At 62.6% G+C, this 21,773-nt stretch carries 20 protein-coding genes and 1 tRNA gene; 16 read left to right on the forward strand and 5 right to left on the reverse strand.

Annotation, left to right across the window (positions count from 1 at the left end; all coding sequences use genetic code 11):
- The first annotated feature begins 113 nt into the window (after positions 1-113).
- The 3 genes from KK137_RS04515 to KK137_RS04525 all read left to right on the forward strand — a co-directional run bounded on the left by KK137_RS04515 (position 114) and on the right by KK137_RS04525 (position 2,515).
- Positions 114-1,013, forward strand: a complete 900-nt coding sequence (locus KK137_RS04515; protein ID WP_214534856.1) for a fructose bisphosphate aldolase — start codon at positions 114-116, stop codon at positions 1,011-1,013.
- 468 nt (positions 1,014-1,481) lie between these two features.
- Complete coding sequence (thiE, locus tag KK137_RS04520; RefSeq protein ID WP_250893580.1) at positions 1,482-2,096, forward strand: thiamine phosphate synthase; 615 nt, start codon at positions 1,482-1,484, stop codon at positions 2,094-2,096.
- Between the two features lie 188 nt (positions 2,097-2,284).
- Positions 2,285-2,515 carry a hypothetical protein gene (locus tag KK137_RS04525; RefSeq protein ID WP_214534858.1) on the forward strand — a complete coding sequence of 77 codons (231 nt, stop codon included), beginning with the start codon at positions 2,285-2,287 and terminating at the stop codon, positions 2,513-2,515.
- A gap of 148 nt (positions 2,516-2,663) precedes the next feature.
- On the opposite strand, the gene KK137_RS04530 is transcribed toward KK137_RS04525, so the two are convergent.
- Entirely contained in the window at positions 2,664-3,011 is a 348-nt protein-coding gene (locus tag KK137_RS04530) for an elongation factor P (RefSeq protein WP_214534865.1), read from the reverse strand.
- Between the two features lie 99 nt (positions 3,012-3,110).
- Here KK137_RS04530 and efp point away from each other — a divergent pair, with 99 nt between their 5' ends.
- The 4 genes from efp (at position 3,111) to KK137_RS04550 (ending at position 5,002) form a co-directional block, all read left to right on the forward strand.
- A complete protein-coding gene (gene efp, locus KK137_RS04535) occupies positions 3,111-3,674 on the forward strand; it encodes an elongation factor P (RefSeq protein ID WP_214534867.1) in 564 nt (187 codons plus the stop codon).
- A 1-nt stretch (position 3,675) separates the two neighbouring features.
- Complete coding sequence (locus KK137_RS04540) at positions 3,676-4,020, forward strand: hypothetical protein (RefSeq protein WP_214534869.1); 345 nt, start codon at positions 3,676-3,678, stop codon at positions 4,018-4,020.
- 18 nt (positions 4,021-4,038) lie between these two features.
- Entirely contained in the window at positions 4,039-4,860 is an 822-nt protein-coding gene (locus KK137_RS04545) for an inositol monophosphatase family protein (protein WP_214534871.1), read from the forward strand.
- Between the two features lie 58 nt (positions 4,861-4,918).
- A tRNA-Leu gene (locus tag KK137_RS04550) sits at positions 4,919-5,002 on the forward strand.
- Positions 5,003-5,195: 193 nt separating this feature from the next.
- Here KK137_RS04550 and KK137_RS04555 read toward each other — a convergent pair.
- Complete coding sequence (locus KK137_RS04555) at positions 5,196-6,758, reverse strand: sensor domain-containing diguanylate cyclase (protein WP_214534883.1); 1,563 nt, start codon at positions 6,756-6,758, stop codon at positions 5,196-5,198.
- A gap of 423 nt (positions 6,759-7,181) precedes the next feature.
- Between KK137_RS04555 and KK137_RS04560 the strand changes: the two genes are divergently transcribed.
- From KK137_RS04560 to KK137_RS04585, 6 genes are all read left to right on the forward strand, one after another.
- A complete protein-coding gene (locus KK137_RS04560) occupies positions 7,182-7,457 on the forward strand; it encodes a hypothetical protein (RefSeq protein WP_214534885.1) in 276 nt (91 codons plus the stop codon).
- 102 nt (positions 7,458-7,559) lie between these two features.
- The gene (locus KK137_RS04565; protein WP_214535974.1) at positions 7,560-8,945 is read left to right on the forward strand and encodes a TIGR03013 family XrtA/PEP-CTERM system glycosyltransferase; all 1,386 of its coding nucleotides are present in this window, start codon (positions 7,560-7,562) and stop codon (positions 8,943-8,945) included.
- On the forward strand, positions 8,945-11,053 hold the full coding sequence (gene prsK, locus KK137_RS04570) for an XrtA/PEP-CTERM system histidine kinase PrsK (protein ID WP_214534887.1): 2,109 nt from the start codon (positions 8,945-8,947) through the stop codon (positions 11,051-11,053). The genes KK137_RS04565 and prsK overlap by 1 nt, the downstream gene beginning before the upstream one ends.
- Positions 11,050-12,414, forward strand: coding sequence for a PEP-CTERM-box response regulator transcription factor (prsR, locus tag KK137_RS04575; protein WP_214534888.1), 1,365 nt, complete (start codon positions 11,050-11,052; stop codon positions 12,412-12,414). Before prsK ends, prsR begins: the two co-directional genes overlap by 4 nt.
- On the forward strand, positions 12,398-14,170 hold the full coding sequence (locus KK137_RS04580; protein ID WP_214534889.1) for a tetratricopeptide repeat protein: 1,773 nt from the start codon (positions 12,398-12,400) through the stop codon (positions 14,168-14,170). Before prsR ends, KK137_RS04580 begins: the two co-directional genes overlap by 17 nt.
- Before the next feature lie 40 nt (positions 14,171-14,210).
- A complete protein-coding gene (locus KK137_RS04585) occupies positions 14,211-15,191 on the forward strand; it encodes a bile acid:sodium symporter family protein (RefSeq protein ID WP_214534893.1) in 981 nt (326 codons plus the stop codon).
- Here KK137_RS04585 and KK137_RS04590 read toward each other — a convergent pair.
- Positions 15,163-16,227, reverse strand: a complete 1,065-nt coding sequence (locus tag KK137_RS04590) for a DUF475 domain-containing protein (protein WP_214534894.1) — start codon at positions 16,225-16,227, stop codon at positions 15,163-15,165. The genes KK137_RS04585 and KK137_RS04590 overlap by 29 nt on opposite strands.
- A 90-nt stretch (positions 16,228-16,317) precedes the next feature.
- Positions 16,318-17,184: a 3-methyl-2-oxobutanoate hydroxymethyltransferase gene (gene panB / locus KK137_RS04595; protein ID WP_214534895.1), complete on the reverse strand. Its 867-nt coding sequence runs from the start codon at positions 17,182-17,184 to the stop codon at positions 16,318-16,320.
- Positions 17,185-17,317: 133 nt separating this feature from the next.
- Between panB and KK137_RS04600 the strand changes: the two genes are divergently transcribed.
- Positions 17,318-18,901 (forward strand): amino acid permease, encoded by a 1,584-nt coding sequence (locus tag KK137_RS04600; protein ID WP_214534896.1) that lies wholly within the window; start codon positions 17,318-17,320, stop codon positions 18,899-18,901.
- Between the two features lie 46 nt (positions 18,902-18,947).
- Here KK137_RS04600 and KK137_RS04605 read toward each other — a convergent pair whose 3' ends face one another.
- Positions 18,948-19,418 carry a pyridoxamine 5'-phosphate oxidase family protein gene (locus KK137_RS04605; RefSeq protein ID WP_214534897.1) on the reverse strand — a complete coding sequence of 157 codons (471 nt, stop codon included), beginning with the start codon at positions 19,416-19,418 and terminating at the stop codon, positions 18,948-18,950.
- 103 nt (positions 19,419-19,521) lie between these two features.
- Between KK137_RS04605 and KK137_RS04610 the strand changes: the two genes are divergently transcribed.
- Together KK137_RS04610 and KK137_RS04615 are read left to right on the forward strand one after the other, a co-directional pair.
- Complete coding sequence (locus tag KK137_RS04610) at positions 19,522-20,253, forward strand: hypothetical protein (RefSeq protein ID WP_338027971.1); 732 nt, start codon at positions 19,522-19,524, stop codon at positions 20,251-20,253.
- Positions 20,156-21,736, forward strand: a complete 1,581-nt coding sequence (locus KK137_RS04615; RefSeq protein WP_250893581.1) for a Y-family DNA polymerase — start codon at positions 20,156-20,158, stop codon at positions 21,734-21,736. Before KK137_RS04610 ends, KK137_RS04615 begins: the two co-directional genes overlap by 98 nt.
- Positions 21,737-21,773 lie beyond the last annotated feature (37 nt).

Here is a 21,773-nt window from a genome sequence, read left to right on the forward strand (position 1 = left end):
CGGCTGAACGGTTCCAGAACCGATTGTGGGGCGGCCCTTCCTCCCGCGCAGCAACTGTGCCAGCTTCCGGATGCTGAACACCTGAGTTCGTAAACTAGCTCCGGGGGCCCGCAATGAACCAAGAGGAAATGTCCGCCAGGATCGCCGCAGGGCACGGCTTCATCGCCGCGCTCGATCAGTCTGGCGGCTCGACGCCCAAGGCGCTTCGGGCCTACGGAATCGCCGATGACGCGTGGAACGGCGACGAAGAGATGTTCGCCCTGATTCACGAAATGCGCAGTCGCATAATCCGCTCGCCGGAGTTCACGGGAGCGAAAATTGTCGGTGCGATACTGTTCGAAAAGACCATGAACGGCTCCGTCGACGGCACGCCGGTTCCGCAAGCCCTCATTGCCAAGGGCGTCGTGCCATTCCTCAAGATCGACCGAGGACTGGAAGACGAGGTCGACGGGGTTCAACTGATGAAAGCCATCCCGGGGCTGGACGAGCTGCTCGAACGGGCCAAGGCCCTGGGCGTGTTCGGGACGAAGGAGCGGTCGGTAATCCACGCCGCCAACCCTTCCGGTATTGCAGCGATCGTACAACAGCAATTTGAGGTCGCGGAGCAGGTTCTAAGCCACGGGATGATGCCGATCCTGGAACCCGAATATTCAATCAAGGCGAGCGATCGCGGAGGGGGAGAGGCGATCCTGCGCGAGGAAATTCTGCGCCGCCTCGAGGGGGTTCCGACCGGCGAGCAGGTCATGCTCAAGCTGTCGCTTCCGGTGACGGCCAATTTCTACCGTGCGCTCGTCGAGCATCCCAAAGTGCTCAAGGTCGTCGCGTTGTCCGGAGGCTATTCGCGCGATGAAGCCTGCGCTGAACTGCAGCGGAACGATGGCGTGATCGCCAGCTTCAGTCGCGCTCTGCTCGACGGATTGGAGGCATCGATGTCCGATACCCGGTTTGATGCGACGCTTGGGGAGGCGATTGATGCGATCGATCGGGCCAGCACGCTCAAATCGCTGCCCTAGTGAGTTCTCGGAACCGTGAAGCGGAAAGTGAACCGATAGTCCGAGCCGACAGGGCGGACTCCTTCGGCGGGCAAAGGGCGCGCTTCTTCCAACAATAGGGTTCCTCCGCTCACCAGCTCTGGCCGGCCGAGAACGAGTGTTCGCTGATGTGGGCCCTGGGGAGGCTGAACTGTCACCCGGAGGCGTAGTTGTCCGGGCGAGGCGCACTGCGTTCCCGCGGGGCAGCGGCTATCTTCGACCAATTGCAATGGAACCAGGCGAATGGTGCCGAGAGCCGCCGTCTGGCCGATGCCAACTCGCGCGACATTCGAGTTGGGTGCCATCGAGCTGACGCAGGCGCCGAGCAAAAGGGGCAGGCCGATGGCGGCTGTCGGTTTGATGAGGAAACGCATGTCCTTATCCTGCCGGGATGATTCCGGATCGTCCAGACTCTTGGCTGACGGCGACGGTGCGGGTAGGGCGCTACGAATGTCCGATTGCCAGCTCTATCTGATCTCTCCGCTCGACGTTTCGGGACGCTTTCCTCAGCGGCTCGAACGGGCGCTTGATGCGGGGCCAATCGCGGCGTTTCAGTTTCGGGTGAAGGATGTCGACCAGCACGAAGCGGCGCGCCTGGCCGATCCGCTGATGTCGATCTGCCGGGCCCGCGATGTCGCGTTTATCGTCAACGATAGCATTTCGCTGGCCAAGCGCCTGGGGGCGGACGGGGTGCACCTGGGCCAAGGAGACGGCGACATTCGCGAAGCGAGGGAGGCATTGGGCCGCGAAGCCCAGATAGGCGTCACCTGCCACGCAAGCAGACACTTGGCGATGGAAGCCGGAGAGGCCGGTGCAGACTACGTGGCTTTCGGGGCGTTTTTCCCCAGCACGACCAAAGCTACGGAAGTTCGCCCGGAGCCAGAAATTCTCTCCTGGTGGCAGAACCTCTTCGAAATTCCCTGTGTCGCGATCGGCGGGATCACGCCAGAGAACTGCTCTCCCTTGGTCGAAGCGGGCGCGGATTTTCTCGCGGTCAGTGGTTCGGTCTGGAATGGGGACGAAGCTCAGGTGATCGAGGAGTTCACGAACCTCATGAAACGGTAATTGGGACAGATTGCCAACATATTCAGATCGTTCGGGAACCTTGAACACAGTTATTCGTATTATCCTGCTACGAGGCAATTTTACTCAGGGTTTTTCCCCATAAGACATTGTCAATAAGTGTAAAACCACATTGTCCTCGTGCTGAAGCTGTGACAAAAAGAGTTCGAATCAGTGAAGGGGTTCAGGTTATGAAGTTGAGTAAAGCTCTGGTCGCTGCAGTGGCGACGTCGCTCATCACTGCGCCAATTGCCGCCCAGGCTGCAACCGCGCCGGTCGCTTCGGCCCGCGCTGGCTCAGAGGTCGAAGGTGAAGCGCTTGGCGGCGGCGGATTTATCATCCCGCTGCTCGCGGCTGTTGCGGTAATTCTCGGCATCGTTGCCGCGACCGGCGGCAGCAACGATCGTCCGACCAGCCCCTAATTGGACTTGACGCTGCGGGGCGGTATCCGACTGCTTGCGGCGTCGTCCTTTGGGAATAACGGCCGTGTGCTTCGCGCGCACGGTCGTTCTCGTTTGTTATTTGGACGGACCTATCCGCACTGATTTTGACGATGCGGGTGACTGGCTGTCAGTGACTTGACCGCACGCAACGCAGCTTGCCAGCCTTTCCATCTTCAAGCAGCCTTACGAAATTCGGACTGATGATGACGAAGCTTTCGCCTTGGCGAGGGCCGCTGGTGAAAGTCAGGATGTCGCCCCGGCGAAGATAAGCGCCACGGCCCTTCGCGGTGGAATAGCGAGAAGCGCTCTTGATCGTGAAGTTGAGATTGGGCTGCGCGATCCCTGCGCTCCCGGACGCGTCGCCTGGTAGCTCGCAGACATATTTGCCCCGCTGAACGGTTCCTATCGCACCCTGTGCGTGAACCGGCACGCTGATAATCGCGGCCAGCGCCACCAGTGCTGAAATGGATTTCATGCTTGAGTGCCTACCGTGAAACGGCTTGCATTGCCATGAACGCGGTAAATCGCTAGGGGCCGCCCACATTTTCCCATTCCAATTTGAAAGCTACCTGCGATGAAGATCAGCGGCGTGGACATCCGTCCCGGCAACATTCTCGAATACGAGGGCGGTATCTGGAAAGTCGCCAAGATTCAACACACGCAGCCCGGCAAGGGCGGCGCCTACATGCAGGTCGAAATGAAGAATCTGCAAGATGGCCGCAAGACCAACGTTCGCTTCCGCAGTGCGGATACCGTCGAGCGCGTTCGTCTCGACACCAAGGATTTCCAGTACCTGTATGCTGAGGGCGATATGCTCGTCTTCATGGATAAGGACACTTACGACCAGATCCAGCTCCCGATCGATCTCATCGGCGATGCGGCCGCGTTCCTGGAAGACGGCATGGAAGTCATGCTCGAACTGTGGGAAGAACGTCCCATCAGTGTCCAGCTTCCGGACCAGGTCGAAGCGACGATCGTCGAAGCTGATGCGGTTGTGAAGGGCCAGACGGCTTCATCCAGTTACAAGCCCGCCGTTCTTGAGAACGGCGTGCGCGTGATGGTGCCTCCGCACATCGAAAGTGGTACGCGCATCGTCGTGGATGTTTACGAACGGACTTATGTTGGCAAAGCCGGATGATATGAGCAGCATCAGCGATCCCCGTTTCGACGGAATCGATTTCGAGAACAGCTATCTCACGGGCGTCATTTATGACGACGAGTCGCTGACTCTGGAGATGGACTTCAATCTGTCGGAGAGGCATCCGCAATACGCGGTGCCCCAAGACGGGGACGAAAGCTGCTACCGCGGCGGTTACATCCGGTTTTCGGATATCGAAGATTTGCAGATCGAGAAGGCGCCCGAACAGGCAGACGATTACTCTATCGTCTATTCCGTCGCTGGGGACGGACGGCGCTTCGAATTTTCCAGCGGGTGGGGCCAGGTCAAGGTGACCGCAGGCTCCGTCCGTCTTGCGCTCGACTGACGACGAAGGAACTTAAAATTGGCCGCAGTTTCCGGATTAATCCGCGTGATGGAGCGCGCCGCTCGCAAGGCGGGCAGCCGCTTGCGGCGCGACTTCGGCGAGATCGAGCATCTTCAGGTTAGCCGCAAGGGACCTTCGGACTTCGTTTCAAAGGCCGATCAGGCCGCTGAACGTACGCTGTGGGACGAACTGCGCCAGGCGCGGCCGGACTGGGGTTTCGTTCTCGAGGAGGGCGGAATCATCGAAGGTGCGCCTGACAAGCCGCGCTGGATTGTTGATCCCCTCGATGGCACCAGCAACTTTCTCCACGGCATTCCTCACTTCGCCATATCCATTGCGGTGCAGGAGCCCAAGCTCGATGGCAGCGGTTGGGGCGATGTAGTCGCGGGTGTGGTTTACCAGCCCGTCACCGACGAAACCTACTGGGCCGAGAAAACGCGCGGGGCCTGGCTCCACGATGCTCGACTGCGGGTCTCCTCCCGCCGGAGCTTGTCGGATGCACTGGTCGCGACGGGCATTCCCTATCAGGGGCATGGTAATTTTGGCGAATGGATTAGCATCCTCAAGGCCGTGGGACCGCAAGTCGCCGGCATTCGCCGGTTTGGTTCGGCAGCTCTTGATCTCGCCTGGGTTGCCGCGGGACGCTATGACGCGTTCTGGGAAAGCGACCTCAGCCCCTGGGACACCGCGGCCGGATGCCTTCTTGTGCGGGAAGCCGGGGGCTTCGTCACTGACTATCGGGGCCGTTCGCTTCCGATCTGCGACGCGCAGATCATTGCCGGTAATGACACGGTTCATTCGCGCCTGCACAAGCTGATTGCGGCGGCGATTAAGGACTGACAGGACTATCCTCCTTGAACCCGCCGGGATGCCCGGCTAACCCGCGCACTTGATGGGAGCCCCTGTGGCGGAATGGTAGACGCGATCGACTCAAAATCGATTGTCGAAAGACGTGCCCGTTCGAGTCGGGCCAGGGGCACCACTCCCAAAAAACGGCGGAATTCCGCCATTTCCATTGTTGCCGCGAGGGTCAAAGGTGGGCACCGCGGCGGGTAAGGGCCGTTCTCAGAATGCCGGATGGGCAGCCATGCATCGCCCGATCCAAGAGTCGGCGGTCGACTCATCGCGCCATCCTATCGGCCTTAAACACAGTCCGTTTGAGCTCAGGGCCACTGCTAGGCGGCTTCTGCACGCTTCGAAAATGGGTCCAGGGACAGCATCGCGCTCATCGGGGTTCGAGTGCAGTCTCGTCCCATGTCCTTCGCTTCGTAGAGTAGCTTGTCGGCCCGCTCGTAGGATTTTGCGAAGCTTTCATGCTCGGCGAAATTTGTCACTCCCATGCTCGCAGTGACTGATCGACCTAGTCCGGCGACTTTTTCGGCGACGGTTGCAGGAATGGCGCGGCGTCGGACTTCGGCAAGGGAAGCGGCATTCTCGCCACGGAGAAGAAGCACGAATTCCTCGCCCCCCAGCCGGTAAGCGCGAAGGTTGGGCCCCTTTGGCTGCAGCGCATCGCCAACCGCCTTGAGCACTGCGTCGCCCACAGAATGTCCGTGCGCATCGTTGATCGACTTGAAGTGGTCCAGATCGATGACGGCCAGCGAGCCAAACCCTTCCGATCGAAGCGCCTCGAACTCCCGCTCGATCGCCCGGCGGTTTGGAAGTCCCGTCAAGGGATCGGTTTCGGACAACAGTTCGAGGAATTCCGCCTCAGTGCGTGCCCGGTCGCGCTCTCGCTTCATCGTCACAAACCGGTCTGCCATACCGAGAGTCGTAGAGAGGATTTCGGAAATACATCCAACGTAGAACAGAACCATGGCATCCGTACTGGGCAATCCGGGGGCCACCCCCGTGACCAGACGAATTAATCCCACCAGGACCATCGGGGCATAGCCGACGGCCTGGAACTTCGCGGCGCGGCTTCCCCGTCGTAAGGCGTCTATCAAGGCGATCAGGAAGATGATCAGGATGGGCGCGAACCCGGCCGTGTAGGCGCTCGACTGCACAGGCCGTGCAACGAACGGCAAGGCGGCGTGGAACGCACTCAGGAATAAGGCCCATGCCGCGCAGCAAGGGAGCAATCGCCTCAGCCGTGAATGCATTAAACCGGGTTCGATGAAGCGATAGGTGAACATCGCTCCGGCAGCTACCGTCATGCCGAAGAGCAGCGTCGTCAGCCAGCTCAGCGTCATCGGAGGCGGATCGAACAGCATCACCGCCAGCCCGGATGACACGACGATGGTCAGCAACAGCGTTAGCGCGAGCGCGGAATGCCAGATGACGAAAGGTTCGCGCAGAATCCGGTAGAACGCCACGTTGAAAATCAGCGGCATGACGAGCGTTCCGGACAACCCGGCGAGGAGGATGAGCAACCGCATGTTGTCGGCGCCCGCATCGCGCGATGCGAGGTGAGCCTTTTCTAGCGTCATCCGATGGCTTGGCCGGTCGACCGCTGTAATGACTTCTCGGGTTTCGCGGGTCACTTTGGGCAGCGGTGCCTTGAAGTACCCTCCGATCAAGGAGTTGGATAAGTCGCCGGCAGCCACTGTCGCTTGCCGGACCGCACCGTCATGATCGATGGCGAGGAGATGCACTGCCTCCAAAGCGCTGCGCCGCGAAAGGAAATACTTGGGAAGGTCATCTTGAGCGACCTCGAAGCGTAGGAGGACTCGCTCTGCATCGATCGAGAACTTCCCGGTGCCGCAGACCCATCTTTCCGGCGTCCCGACTACAGCCATAAGGTCTTCCGTCAGGCTAGCGTGGGCCCAGCAAGAGCGGCCTGCGGAAGTACTCGTCGCGGAAGCGGGCCCGGCGCTGAAAGACGACAGCGCGGCCAGAAATACCCAAGCCGACAGAAGACATTTTCGGAAAGAACCCCAGGACATGGGGCCGCGCTAGGACCGAAATCTTCTCATGGGGTTAAGGCTAAAACGGCCGCGTCCGGAGCATATCTCTTGAGGTCCGAATGGGTAGATCGGGCGCCAAGCGGCCCTTCAGCGAGAAAATTTTCCAGTGAAGCGCGTGCCCAATTTTTAGTTATCCGGGGGCGCCAACCGTAGGGTCAGCGCTTGACCGCTCGATCGTCAGCGCGAGCCGACCGTCTTGGCGGAACCCTCGATTTCCACGGCCGTTGCTTGGCCTATGGTGAAGGAGGCAATGCCATGGCTGAAGAACGTATTACCCAAGTAGATAGTCCTTCGGGTTCCACTCATACGACGGTGGTGAGCGAAGGCTCGAGGGGTGGGGGCGGGACGATGTGGATCATCGTCTTGCTGTTGATTCTCTTGGCAGGCGCGGCGCTCTGGCTCTTTTCAGGGATGAGCGGCGCGGAAGTCTCGAAAGACAATGCGGTGGCTGAAGCGGCCGGTGATGTGGGTAACGCCGCAAACCAGGTCGGCGATGCTGCGCAGAAGGCCGCGGACAAGGTCGGCAACTGATCACTTTGTAGCCGACCTACGTGTAAAGTTTACCGACATTTCATCTCTCGTCTCTAACCGGTCGTAGTCCACCTCAGAGGGTGGGCGCGGCCGGTTGGAATGATGGTTCGTCTCTTCAAGCACTATGTACCGCATGCCGTCCTGCTGCTCGGCGCGATCGACGGCGGACTCTTGGTGCTTTCAGGAGATATGGCCTGGTCGCTGCGAGCGGCGCAGATCGGGATGGATCCTGGCGCTCTCATCGACCGCTTCGGCATGCTGGCCGGCTTCGCGGTAGTCGTGATGGCCGCGATGATTTCAGTTGGCGTCTACGGCAGCGACGCGTTGCGTTCTCATCGCTTTGCCGCCGCTCGATTGCTGGTTGCGGTCAGCTTGGGACTGATCGCCCTCGCGCTGCTCGATTTCGTTTTGCCGGGGCACACGTTTTGGCGATCCACACTGCTCTACGCGATGGGCTTCGCGATCGTGTTCCTCATGCTCAACCGGATCGCGGTGGGCGGAATTCTCGGAGCAAGCGCCTTTCGTCGGCGCGTCCTAGTGTTGGGAGCAGGCCATCGGGCACTGCGCCTCAAAACACTAAGTGAAGACCCGGGTAGCGGCTTTTGCATCGTGGGTTATGTCGACATGAACGAGGGCCATCCCTTGATCGTCGAGGCTGACGTCCGTTCCGCGATAGAGGATTTCTCAAGTTTCGTGGCGAACACGAAGGCGAGCGAAGTGGTCCTGGCACTGGAGGAGCGACGGAATGCCCTGCCGCTCAAGGACTTGCTTCGGATCAAGACGGCAGGCGTACACGTGAATGACTTTTCGAGCTTCATGGAGCGCGAAACGGGCCGCGTGGACCTTGATACTCTCAATCCCAGCTGGTTGATCTTTTCGGACGGCTTCTCGTCAGGGCGAGCCTTTTCGAGCGCGGCCAAGCGACTGTTCGATATTTTGGCCAGCGGCCTGCTCTTGCTCCTGAGTTTCCCGGTGATCGCGCTGTTCGCGTTGCTGGTAAAGATCGACAGCAAGGGCCCTGCGCTTTTCCGGCAAGTTCGCGTGGGATTGTACGGTCAGCCATTCATCCTCCTAAAGCTGCGCTCGATGCGCATCGACGCGGAGGCGGGCGGCGCGAAATGGGCGGAGAAGGACGATCCTCGGGTAACCCGGGTGGGACGCTTGATCCGGAAGATACGGGTCGACGAGTTGCCGCAAGTCTGGACGGTGTTGACCGGCAAGATGAGTTTCGTCGGACCGCGGCCCGAGGTGCCGGCGTTTGTTGACGATCTGGATGATCGGATTCCCTTCTATGCCGAGCGGCACATGGTGAAGCCTGGCATCACTGGATGGGCCCAGATCAATTATCCATACGGCGCCTCGATTGAAGATTCGCGACGTAAGCTCGAATACGATCTCTATTACGCCAAGAACTACACGCCCTTCCTCGATCTCCTGATTCTACTGCAGACCCTGCGGGTGATCATCTGGCCGGAAGGCTCGCGCTAATGAACGCGCTGTGGCCCTTCCTCGCGCCTGTACTCTACCTGCTGTGCGCGGGCTCGGCGCTGGCCCTTGCGGGCTGGCTTCTGGCCTCGCCTAACGATCGCGGGCTCGCGGCCAAGCCCGTGGCTGGGGCTCTGATCCTCACGGCTGGCTGGGCCTTGTTCTTCATCGGGCTCGGTTCCTCCGCCATCGGCACGGCCATGGCGCTGAGTGTGGCTAACATTGCCTGGTTCTGGGCGCTCTATCGGTTCTTTGCCCATGACGGACGCGATCGCATAGGCGCCATCCGGTCCGTGCTGATAGTGCTGGGCTTCCTGGAGCTTCTGCTGATCGCCCTGCTGGTGCTTCAACTCATCTATTCGGAAGGCGGGTCACCCGCTCGGTCTTTCCTGTCATTCGAAATGGCGCTCCGGGCATTGGCGAGTATCGGCGGCCTCGTCCTGGTGCACAATCTCTACGTGGGCGCATCCAATGCCGCGCGAGAGTCACTTCGTTGGCCCGCCGCCGGTTTGACGGTTCTGTGGCTCTACGATCTCAACACCGCGACCGTCGCCTATTTAAGCGCGGCTCATCCCGACACTCTGCTGACCCTGCGAGTAGTTCCCGTGATCGTGACCACGGCGCTCCTCGCTATCGGTTCGCTGCGAGACGGCGCGAACCTGCGGTTCGGTCCTTCGCGTTACGTCGCCTTCCGGTCATTCTCGCTACTCATCATCGGGGCCTATCTGCTGGCGATGGTGTTGGTCGCCCAGGGCTTGGCCTATGCCGGCGGAGAATTCGCGCGCCTGATGCAATTGGGCTTTGTCGCGCTGGCGGCTGCGGCGGCCCTCTTGGTCATGCCATCGAGCCGGCTTCGCGGTTGGCTGCGAGTGATCCTTTCCAAGCACCTGTTCCAGCACCGATATGACTATCGGGCCGAGTGGCTTCGCTTCACGGACACGATGGGACGCGCCGGTTCCGGAGCCTCGCCACTGCGCGAACGTATCGTTCAGGCGGTGGCGGACGTGACCGACAGTCCTTCGGGCCTGCTTCTCGTCCCACGTGAAGACGGCGGACTTGCGCTCGACACACGGTGGCAGTGGCCCCAGGTGGAGGTTCCGGCCGAGGCGCTATCGACCGCCGGCGTGCGCTTCTTCGAAACCAGCCGGTTCATTGTCGACCTGGACGATTTGCGCGCCGGTCGTGTGGAGGCGGTCCCGGCGGCCGCTCATCCGTCATGGCTGATGGACGAGCTTTCCGCGTGGGCCATGGTGCCGCTGGTCCACTACGACAGGCTGGTCGGTATCGTCGTTCTCGCTAAGCCCCCCCTCACGCGACGCCTCGACTGGGAGGATTTCGACTTGCTGGGCGTGGTTGGACGTCAGTTGGCCAGCTATCTCGCCGAGCAAGCGAGCCAGGATGCGCTGGGCGAGGCGCTACGGTTCGACGAGTTCAACCGGCGCATCGCATTCGTTATGCACGACATCAAGAACCTGGCGAGCCAGCTCTCGCTCCTCGCGCGCAACGCCGAAAGGCATGCCGACAAGCCGGAATTCCGGGCCGACATGTTGATCACGCTTCGAAACAGCGCCGACAAGCTTCAGGCGTTGCTGGCGCGCCTGGGTCGCTATGGTGCGCAAGGCAACGAGGCGCTGCAGAGCGTTGCCATCGAAGATGTCCTCCTACGACTGGCGGAGCGCTACCGGGGCCAACACGAGGTGGCGGTGGTCGACCTGACGCCGTGCATGGTGCGGGTCGATCGGGAAGGATTGGAGCAGGCGCTGGTCCACCTGGTCCAGAACGCCATCGAAGCCAGCGACGAACTGTCCCCGGTCATTCTGCGCCAAAGTTGCCACGAGGGCCGTGCGGTCCTCGAGATCATCGATTCCGGAATCGGCATGAGTGCCGAGTTCGTCCGTACCCGTCTGTTCAAACCCTTCCACTCTTCCAAGCCGGGAGGCTTCGGTATCGGCGCGTTCGAGGCTCGCGAGCTCATTCGCGGCATGGGAGGGCAGGTCGATGTCGAGTCCCGCGAAGGACTGGGCACCCGGTTTCGTATTGCTCTGCCGCTGGCCGGAACGGCCGAGCAGCTCCGTTCGCTCAAGACAACCCAGATTGAGGTAGCACAATGACCTTCACGAAACCCAAGCTGCTGATCGTCGAAGACGATCAAGGCCTGCAGGCCCAGCTCAAATGGGCTTACGAGGATTTCGAGGTCGTGATTGCTGGCGACCGCGCCAGCGCCATCGCGGCCTTACGGGCGGAAGAGCCGGCCGTTGTGACTCTCGATCTGGGGTTGCCGCCAGATCCCGACGGAACGACTGAAGGGTTCGCCGTGCTCAACGAGATCATGGCCCTCAAGCCCGATACCAAGGTGATTGTGGCGACGGGGCACGGCGCGCGCGAAAGCGCGCTCAACGCCATCGAGTGCGGAGCCTACGATTTCTACCAGAAGCCCGTGGACATCGAGCAGCTCGGCCTGATCGTCCGGCGCGCGCTCAATTTGCATCGGATCGAAGCGGAGAACCGCGCCCTGGCCGATCGGGCGGGTGAGGGGAACACCGTTCTGGGTGGCTTGATTACCGCTGCGCCCGAGATGGTGCGGGTGGCCCGCACGATCGAACGCGTCGCCAGCGCCAATGTCTCGGTCATGCTGCTTGGCGCCAGCGGAACCGGCAAGGAATTGCTAGCGAAGGGATTACACCAAGCCGGCGGTCGAAAGGCTGGCGCGTTCGTGGCCATCAACTGCGCGGCGATCCCTGAGAACCTGCTTGAAAGCGAGCTGTTCGGACACGAGAAGGGGGCGTTCACCGGCGCGGTCAAGACGACCGAGGGCAAGATCGAGCTAGCCAACGGTGGCACTCTCTTTCTTGACGAAGTGGGCGACATTCCGCTGCCGCTTCAGGTCAAGCTGCTGCGGTTTCTGCAAGAGCGCCAGATCGAACGCGTCGGCGGCCGCAAAGCCATCGACGTAGACACCCGCATCGTCTGCGCCACTCACCAGGACCTTGAGGCGATGATCGCGGAAGGCCGCTTCCGTGAAGATTTGTTCTACCGCCTGGCTGAGGTGGTCGTGAAGATTCCCCCGCTGGCCGAGCGACCCGGTGATGCCGCGCTGCTCGCCAAGGCCTTTCTGAAGCGGTTCGCTCGCGAGATGAACCCGCAGATCAGTGGCTTCTCGCCAGACGCCCTCGCGGCAATCGATGCCTGGAATTGGCCGGGCAACGTACGCGAGCTCGAGAACCGGGTGAAACGAGCGGTGATCATGGCCGATGGCAAGCTCGTCACCGCCGGGGATCTCGACCTGCAGCAAGGGGGCGAGGACGACCCCGATGTGCTCAACCTCAAGAGCGCTCGCGAACGCGCCGACCGCAAGGTCATCCGTCACGCCCTGGCGCGCAGCGAGGGCAACATCTCCAATACGGCGCGGCTGCTCGGGATTAGCAGGCCAACACTGTATGACCTGCTCAAGCAATATGGCCTGCAGGCCTGACCTGCGCGTCTGTCTGGTCGCTGCGGCCGTTCTCGCAGCCAGCCCGGCGGCCCTAGCCGCCCCGGGCCGCGACCTCGTTTCCGAAGCGGAAGCGGCGCTCGATCACGGCGACGGTGCCGCGGCGGAGCTGGCGGCTAACCGGGCTTTCGAAGCTGGGATCCCAAGCGCACGCGTCGCGGCGATCGCGGGTGAAGCGGAACTGCTGCAGGGTAATCTGTCCGCGGCCCGAAAGTGGCTCGAGCCAGAGGACTTCTCCCCCGCCACTCAGGAGCGGGGGCTACGAGCGCTCGCGCGGCTGGAGATCGAAGAGGGCGATTTCAATGCCGCTAGCCGTGCTTACGATCGTGCCCTGGCGGATGGTCAGGGGAGCGCCGCGCTTTGGGTGGACGTAGGCCGGTTCCGCTATCGGACCGGCCAGCATCATCTGGCTCTTGAGGCGGCAAGAACCGCGCTTGAGGCCGATGGGCAGTATCCCCGCGCTCTTGAATTCCGTGGACAGCTCGTGCGCGATTCGGTGGGGCCAGTCGCCGCGCTGCCGTGGTTCGAGAAAGGCTTGGAACAGGCACCGGACGACCTCTCACTGCTTGGGGAATATGCTGCGACCTTGGCGGAGGCCGGGCGCAATGCGGATATGCTGCGGGTCGCGCGCCGGATGGTCGATATCGATCCTCGACATCCCCGGGCCTACCTTCTTCAGGCCGTCCTGGCCGCGAGAGCCGGGCACGCGGGTCTCGCGCGGAGACTAATCGATCGAACCAATGGCGCCTATGCCAACACGCCTGCCGCACAGCTCCTGTCTGCGATAATCGAGTTGCGTAACGGCAGCGCGAAGCTCGCCGCAGAGCAACTCGAGACGCTGACGCGAGCCCAGCCCGACAATGGTAATGCCGCCATGCTGCTTGGAAGGGCGCTGCTTGCCAGTGGCGACGCCGAGGGAGTGGTCGCGCGTCTTGGTCCGGCAGCCGAAAGGGCCGATGCCTCGCCGTACCTGTTGGCGCTGGTGGGGCGAGCCTACGAGCAAATGGGCCTGAGATCGGGAGCGGCGCGCTATCTCGACCGTGCTGCGGGCCCACGGCCGGCGTTGATGGCCGTCCTGCCTGTGACCACGGGAAGTCCGACCGGGCCTGAAGCCCAATCGGCCGTGCGACTGCTGCGTCAGATGCTGACGCAAGGGCGCCGGGCGGAGGCAATTGCAACCGCCAACAGGGTGCGTCAGGAGTACGCGGGCTCTGCCGACGTGGAGGTCCTTGGAGGTGACGTGGCCTTGTTAGCGGGAACGCCCGGTGCCGCACTCGCAGTCTATTCGCGGGCGGCCGAGGTCCGACGGGATTTCTCACTGGTCGAGCGCATGGTGGCCGCGCAGCGAATGCTGGGGCGCGAGCAGGACGCAAAGCGGCTGTTGGGGGAATATCTGATCCACAACCCGCGCTCCGTACCAGCGGCGACCTTGCTGGGAAGGATAGAAGCGCAGGAAGGTAACCTGCCGGTAGCCGTGGCGTTGTTGAGCTTTTCCAATAACTTTTCGGGACGCCAGGATCCGCTCCTGTTGGCCGATCTGGCCGAAGTGGGCGCCCGGAGGGGCGACGTGGTGCTGGAGACAGCTCAACGCGCCTACACGTTACAGCGGAACAACCCCCGAATTACGGCGGTGTTGGCGAACCTCTTCGATGGCGATGGAGCCAGTCAGGCCGAGGCGAATGCGCTCCTGGCGAAAGTGCAGCGTTCAGCGGGCGCGGCCCAGTTGGCCCAGCGCTAGCCATCTGGACAGCAGCGCCCGGCACGGGCAGTTCGCGGGCATGGCACTAGCCCGTATCGCAGGCGGCATCGACCCGCTCGTTCGCCTCCTGTTGCTGGCGATTTTGCTTGCCACCTTTCTGCCCGTGTCCGCCGAGTACCGGCCCCTGGCGCAAGGCGTTTCAAACGGGGCGATTTTCGTCCTCTTCCTGCTCAACGGACTGCGCCTTCCCAGGGCCGAGGTCATTCGGGGCATGAGGCATCTCCGGCTGCTGTTGCCGCTGGCGGTCTGGTGCTTCGCCGCCATGGGCCTGGCGGGCTGGGGCTTGGCGAAGGCCGGTTCTGCCCTGGCCTTGCCGCAACAAGTCGCGCTCGGCTTGCTGTTCCTCGGAGTTCTGCCATCGACGGTGCAATCGGCGACAGCCTATTCGTCGCTTGCCGGAGGCAACGTCGCGGTCTCCGTCGTTGCCGCCGCATTCCTGAACATTCTCGGTGTCTTCCTGAGCGCGCCGCTGTTCTCCCTGGTCGCGGGTAGCAAGGCCGCCGGTTTCGATATCGACTCGCTTGAACGAGTGGCGCTGATCCTGCTGGTTCCATTCGTCATCGGCCAGATCGCGCAGGGCAAGGTGGGGCAACTGGTAAAGGAGCATCGCCGGCTGGCCACCTGGATGGACCGCTCGTCGATCGCGATTGCCGTCTATGTGGCGTTTTCAGGGGCCGTGGAGCAGGGGCTGTGGCAAAAGGTGGACGTGGCCTCCTGGGCCGCGCTCGTCGCGCTGGTTGGCCTGTTTCTGGTGATCGGTTTCGCCGGAGCCTGGCTGCTGGGAGGCGCGCTAAGGCTAAGGCGCGATGACCGCATCGCCTTCCTGTTCGCTGGAGCACAGAAGAGCATCGCCCTGGGCGCTCCGCTGGCGAGCCTGCTGTTCCCACCCGCCGTGGCTGGACTGCTGCTATTGCCGGTGCTGACCTACCACCTGCTTCAGCTGGTGATATCGGCGCCGCTGGCCAACCGTCTCACTCGCCGCGCAGAGCTTCCTCGATAGGATCGGGATTGCGCCGGTTGTGGCGCACCGACCACCACAGCGAAATACCGATCAGCGTGGCGCCGATCAGGCCCGTGACCGTCTCCGGAATGTGGAAGTTGGCCGACAGCAGCATGATCGCCCCGAGGGCAATGATCGCCCAGAAAGCGCCATGCTCGAGGTAACGGTACTCGGAGAGCGTTCCCTTCTGCACCAACATGATCGTCATCGAACGGACGAACATCGCGCCGATCGAAAGACCCAGCGCTATCACGATCATGTTGTTGGACAACGCGAAGGCCCCGATCACTCCGTCAAAGCTGAATGAGGCGTCGAGCACGTTGAGGTAAATGAACCCGCCCAGGCCCGACCGAACGACCACGCCCGTCGCGGCGCGGGCTTCCTCCTTGAGTTCGAGGATTTTGCCCACTGCCTCGACCGCTATGAACGTGACAAGGCCGAGTAGGCCGGCGGTGAGGAAGGTAAGCGCCTCCTCGTCGGGCAAGAGCAAGGAGATGGCGTAGAGAGTGACCAGCAGGAAAGCGATCTCTACCGCCTCGATGCGGGAGAACCGGGCCAGCTTTTCCTCGACCACCGAGATCCAGTGCACGTCCTTGTCGGCGTCGAAGAAGAACTTGAGCCCGACCATGGCCAGGAACGCGCCGCCAAACCCGGCGATGCCGACATGGGCGCTAGAGACGATCTCCTCGTAGCGTACCGGATCGTTGAGGGAGAGGTGGATGGTCTCGAGCGGGCCGAGTCCCGCAGCGATGGCGACGATCGCGAGCGGAAAGACGATCCGCATTCCGAACACTGCGAACACCATGCCCCACGTAAGGAACCGCCGCTGCCAGACCCTGTCCATCTCGTCGAGAACCGTGGCATTGACCACGGCGTTGTCGAACGAAAGCGAGATTTCCAGCACGGAGAGGACGATCACGATCCACAGCAGGGAAAGCGTGCCCGATGCAGTGCCAGTCAGTTCCCACCCGTACCACACCGCCAGGGCGAGGCAGACCAGGGTGAAGACGATCGATCCCTTGTAGTAGCGCAGCACGTCGGTTTCCTATCGAACTGTCGCGCGCCATAGCGGGCGCGGCCTTGAACGCAAGCAAGCCTCGTTGACGATCTCCACCGCCCGACCCGGTCAGCCGGGCTGATAAGTCTGTGCGTCGCCGGGAAAGGTGCGGGCTTTCACTTCTGCCGCGTAGGCCTGGGCCGCGGCCGAGATACGGCTGGCAAGGTCATCATACCGCTTCACGAACCGGGGAACCCGCTCGAACATGCCCAGCATGTCGTCGGTCACCAGGACCTGGCCGTCACACTGGGCCGAGCCGCCGATGCCGATGACCGGGCAAGGCACGGCCTTGGTGACTTCGACTGCCAGGGGTTCGATCACGCCTTCGACCACGATGGAAAAAGCGCCGGCATTGGCGAGGCTGCGGGCGTCGCTGACTATTTTTCCCGCCTCGGCATCGCCACGGCCGCGCGCGCCGTAGCCCCCCAGCACATTGACCGCCTGCGGGGTAAGACCGACGTGACCCATCACCGGGATGCCCCGCTTGATCAGGAACTCGACCGTTTCGGCCATGGCTTCGCCGCCTTCGAGCTTCACCGCTGCGGCCCCGCTCGCCTTGAGTAGATAAGAAGCGCTTTCGAAGGCTTGGGCAGGTGAAGCTTCGTAGGAGCCGAACGGCATGTCGACCACCACGACCGAGTGATAGCTTCCGCGCACCACAGCGGCGGTATGATTGGCCATCATCTCCAGCGTGACGGGTACTGTGGAATCCAGCCCGTAGATAACCTGGGCAAGGGAATCGCCCACCAGCAGCACGTCGCAGTGGGCATCGAGCAACTGCGCCTGCCTGGCCGTGTAGGCGGTCAGCATGACGATGGGTTCTGCGGTGACGCCGTCCTGCTTGCGCTTGCGGATGGCCGGAACCGTCAGGCGCCGCATGGGCTGCGGCGTGGGATGGGCGCGGCTGGTCGATGTGTCGAGCTGAAAGGTGGACATGGCGGGCTTGTAGAGCCCTTGCGGTCGCTGTGCAAAGGACCAGCAACGCGCTTGCCTTGCTCGTGAATGCGGTTAGCTTCGCAACCAATTGAGGGGCCGGCGTTGATCTGTCATGCCGGAGCGGGAGAACCGGATGTTCGGTCGTGTTAAATCGCTGGATGCCATTCTGGCTACGGCAGAGAAGAAGTCGCTGCATCGTTCGCTTGGCTGGTTCCAGCTAACGTTGTTTGGCATCGGGTCGGTGATCGGCACCGGGATCTTTGTGCTCACCGCAGCCGGCGCGCAAAAGGCGGGGCCCGGATTGATGCTGGCTTTCGCCATAGCCGGCCTGGTCTGCATCGTCGCGGCGCTCTGTTATGCCGAGATTGCGTCGATGATCCCCGTCGCCGGAAGCGCCTATACTTACAGTTATGCCACGATTGGCGAGATCCTGGCCTGGACGGTCGGTTGGGCGCTGATCATGGAATACGCCATCGCCGCCGCGGCCGTCTCGGTCGGGTGGTCAGGGTATTTTTCCGGCACCATACTCAACGAATTTTTCGGCATAGCTTTGCCGCCATGGTTGGCGGCGGGGCCGCTCGCGCTGGGTGGCGCGGAGGGCGGGTTGATCAATCTCCCGGCCTTGATCATCGCCTTGCTGGTAACGGCGCTGCTGATCGTCGGCACGAGCGAAAGCGCCAAGTTCAACGCCGTGCTGGTCGCGATCAAGGTCGTCGCCTTGACCGTCTTCGTCGCCTTGACCTTTACCAGTGCCGAATTCGACGTCGCCAGGTTCAATCCCTTCCTGCCGGCGGGCGTGTTCGGGGGCTTCGGTACCGGTGTCGGTGCGGTGGGTGCGGCAGCGACGATCTTCTTCGCCTATGTCGGCTTCGATTCGGTGTCCACCGCGGCTGAGGAAACCAAGAACCCGCAGCGAAATGTGCCTATCGGGCTGATCGGATCGCTGCTGTTCTGCACGGTTTTCTATATTCTCGTCGCGGCAGGCGCGATCGGCACGCTGGGCGGACAGCCGATCATGGGTCCGAACGGTATTCCCTTTCCCGCAGGTTCGGAGGAACTCGCGAAGCAGTGCGCGATGGCGCAGTATGCGCAGGAACTGGTCTGTTCCGACGAGGCGCTGGCGCACGTGCTGCGCTCGATCGGTTTCTCGGCCGTCGGCAACATGCTCGGCGTTGCAGCGTTCCTGGCGCTGCCTTCGGTCATTCTCGTGTTGCTGTTCGGCCAGACGCGCATCTTCTTCGTGATGAGCCGCGATGGACTGCTGCCGGAGAAGCTTAGCAAGGTGCACCCGAAGTTCCGTACGCCCTACGTGGTGACGGCGCTCACCGGTGGGGCCGTGGCGATCGCTGCTGCGTTCTTCCCGGTGGGGCAGCTGGCCGACATTTCGAACGCCGGAACGCTCTATGCCTTCCTCATGGTCGCGGTGGCAGTCCTGGTGCTGCGCAAGAAGGATGCCGGTCGTAAACGGCACTTCACGGTTCCGGCTGTTTGGATCGTTGCGCCGCTCACGATGTTGGGCTGTGCGTTCCTGTTCTTCAACCTGCCGATCCAGGCCATGCTGTTCCTGCCCGTCTGGGGCGCGATCGGGCTGGTGATCTATTTCGCCTATGGCCGGTCTCACAGCCATCTGGGTCGCGGCATCGTGGAGGTTCACGAGGCCGAACTTGCCGATATCGAACCTGATATCCCGGGCATCCCCGATCGCGGACGTCCCTGACATGCCAAGGGCCGCTCTCCACCCAGGAGAGCGGCCTTTTCCCTTGTTAGAGCGCGGTGCGGACGTGTTGCTGCGCGGCCTTCTCGCGGATGTCGTAGCCGAGCATCATTTTTGCCGTGTCGATGAGTCCGTAGTCCAGGTTCCAGATCTCGGCCTGGTCGAGGTCCATCCGAAGCATTAGTAAGTCGGGATCGTCCTTGCCGCCGGGAAACCAGGCCTGGACGGCGGGGCTCCATTCAAGGTCGAAGCGGGCGGCGTCGGTTTCCTCGAAGAGGGTGCCGGAAAATCGGGCGAACAGGTCATGGCCTTTGCCGGTGAACGTTGCCGTGGCTTGGCCGCCATGGGCAAATGGGCCGCGTCGGCTGGTGAAGAACCAGATCGTGCTATGAGCCTCGCTGTCGAGCTGTGCCATCATCGGCACCGCGGTTTGGGGATCGCCATCGGTCTGCAGGAACACGAACGGACTATCAGCCAGCGTGGTCCAGAATTTGTGTTTGAGGGTCGTGGCCTTGTCCATGCGAGGTCTCCGCTTTTTTCGGATAACCCCGCAGGACTGGACGCAGTTCCGTTGCCATTCTCTCCGGATGGGAACATAAAGTGAACATTGGAGTCGATTCGCCGTGAACTTGTCAGCCTTCCCCACTGCCGCGCAGTTATCGCTGCCGGGCAAACAGGCTTCTCGGTGGAGCCCCGGTTTGCCCTGCGCTCCGCATAACGAGGTCTTTGCCAGTGCGGACGAAGGCAGCGGGGTGGCTGTGGCGCTTGCTTTGGCCCTCGACGGATTGCGCGGGCAGGGCGGCGATCGGCTTGGGGATCGCAGTCTGCTGTGGGTGCAGGACGCCACTTCCCTACGTCTCAATGGAAGGCCTTATCGTGCGGGTTTGCCGCCCGAGCTGCGCAACCGGGTTATCCATGTCCTCGCTCCCAAGCCGGAAGATGCGCTGTTCGCCCTGGAGGAAGGGATACGTTGCCGCGACATGGCCTGCGTGATCGGAGAGATAGCCGGCAACCCCAAGACGCTCGATTTCACCGCTTCACGGCGCCTGACGCTGGCGGCGGAGCGATACGGCGTTCGGTTGTTCCTGGTCCGCCACGATGCGAAGCGGGACCTGTCTTCGGCGCGGATGCGTTGGCAGGTTCGCTCAGCTGCTTCGCTGCCGCCAGGATGGAATACGGCCGCTCCCGGTACGCCCGCCTGGCATGCCGAGCTGTTCCGTGCCCGCACCCTTGCCACCGGAGAATGGATCTTGCGCGATGACGGAAAAGGTCTCGCCGCCGAACGCCCTTCCACCGCGCCGGATCATGGCGATCTGGCTGCCGCGGCTGGCGGTCGATCGCTGGCGGCATGCTGAAGGTTGCGAGCGGGGGCAGGGTGCGGATGGCGAACCTTATGCACTGATCGCCGAAACCGCCCACGGGCTTCGTATCGAAGCGGTCAACGACGCGGGCCTCGCTGCCGGCGCACGGCCCGGAATGGCGGTAGCCGATGCGCGAGCCGTGTGCCCGGCGCTCAAGGTCGCACCTTCGGACCGCGCGGGCGACCTCGCGTTTCTCGAACGCCTGGCAGTCTGGGCGCAGCGTTGGGGGCCATGGACGGCGCTCGATCCGCCTGACGGCCTGTTGGTCGATATCAGCGCCGTTGCTCACCTGTTTGGGGGAGAGGAGCGGTTGCTGGCGGAGGTGCAAACCCGCTTTATCGCGCAAGGCCTGACGGCACGCGCGGCCATTGCGCCCACGGCCGGGGCCGCGTGGGCGCTTGCCCATCACGGTGGCGGGTCACTGATCCTCGCGCCGCAGGACAGCATCGAAGCCTGTCTCGCCGGGCTGCCGGTAGGGGCTTTGCGGCTCGACGGTGAAGTGCTGCTTGTACTGCGGCGGCTGGGACTCAAGCGCATCGGCGATCTGGCCGGGGTCGGGCGCGACGCGCTCAAACGCCGGTTTCGCCATCGATCGCCGGTGACCAATCCCCTCCTGAGGATGGACCAGTTGCTGGGCCGGGCGCCGGAGCCCTTGCTACCGGTGGTTCGCGTCAGCGAAGCGCTGGTCCAGCGCGGGTTGCTCGAACCGATCCGTCACAGCGAGTTGCTCATCCGGGTCGTGGCCGACCTTGCCGCCGACATGGCGCGCGAACTCGAAGCACGGGGTGAAGGTGCGCGCCGCCTCGAGCTTGGGCTGTGGCGCGTGGATGGTGACGTGGTGCTGCGCCCGCTCGAACTGGCCGCGGCCACGCGCGAAGCAACGCATATCGCCCGCCTGTTTGCCGGGCGGCTCGACGATATCGATGCGGGCTTTGGCATAGAGCTGGTGCGGATGCGCGCGCTCTGGGCAGAGCCGCTCGCGGTGGTGCAAAAGGGCCTCGGAGCCCAACCAGAAGATTCCGGCACTTCGCTGGCGGCCTGCATGGACCGGCTGACCATGCGGCTCGGCACGGCCGCCGTGCGCCGTCCCGTACCCTATGCGAGCCACATCCCCGAGCGAGCGCAGCGCTGGCAGCCTCCGCTCGAACCCGAACCGGTCTCTCAAGAGGAACTGGCGTTTCACGCTCGTCCGCTGAAACTGCTCGACCGGGCGGAGCAGATCGCCGTGCTCTATGCCACGCCCGACGGCCACCCCCGTCAGTTCCGCTGGCGGGGTGGCCTGCACGAGGTCGTGCGCGTCGAAGGGCCCGAACGGATCGCGCCCGAATGGTGGCGCGAGAGGAGCGGCACGCGGTTGAGGGATTATTACCGGATCGAGGACAGTGAAGGCCGCCGCTACTGGATTTATCGCGCAGGTCTCGCAGGAGACGGGCGGGGCGGTGCGCCCGACTGGTTTCTCCAGGGATTGTGCAGTTGAACCATGGCTGGACGCGGCAATTGAAATCAGCCTAGGG

This window comes from Croceibacterium selenioxidans (assembly GCF_018599195.1).
Taxonomy (GTDB): Bacteria; Pseudomonadota; Alphaproteobacteria; order Sphingomonadales; family Sphingomonadaceae; genus Croceibacterium_A; species Croceibacterium_A selenioxidans.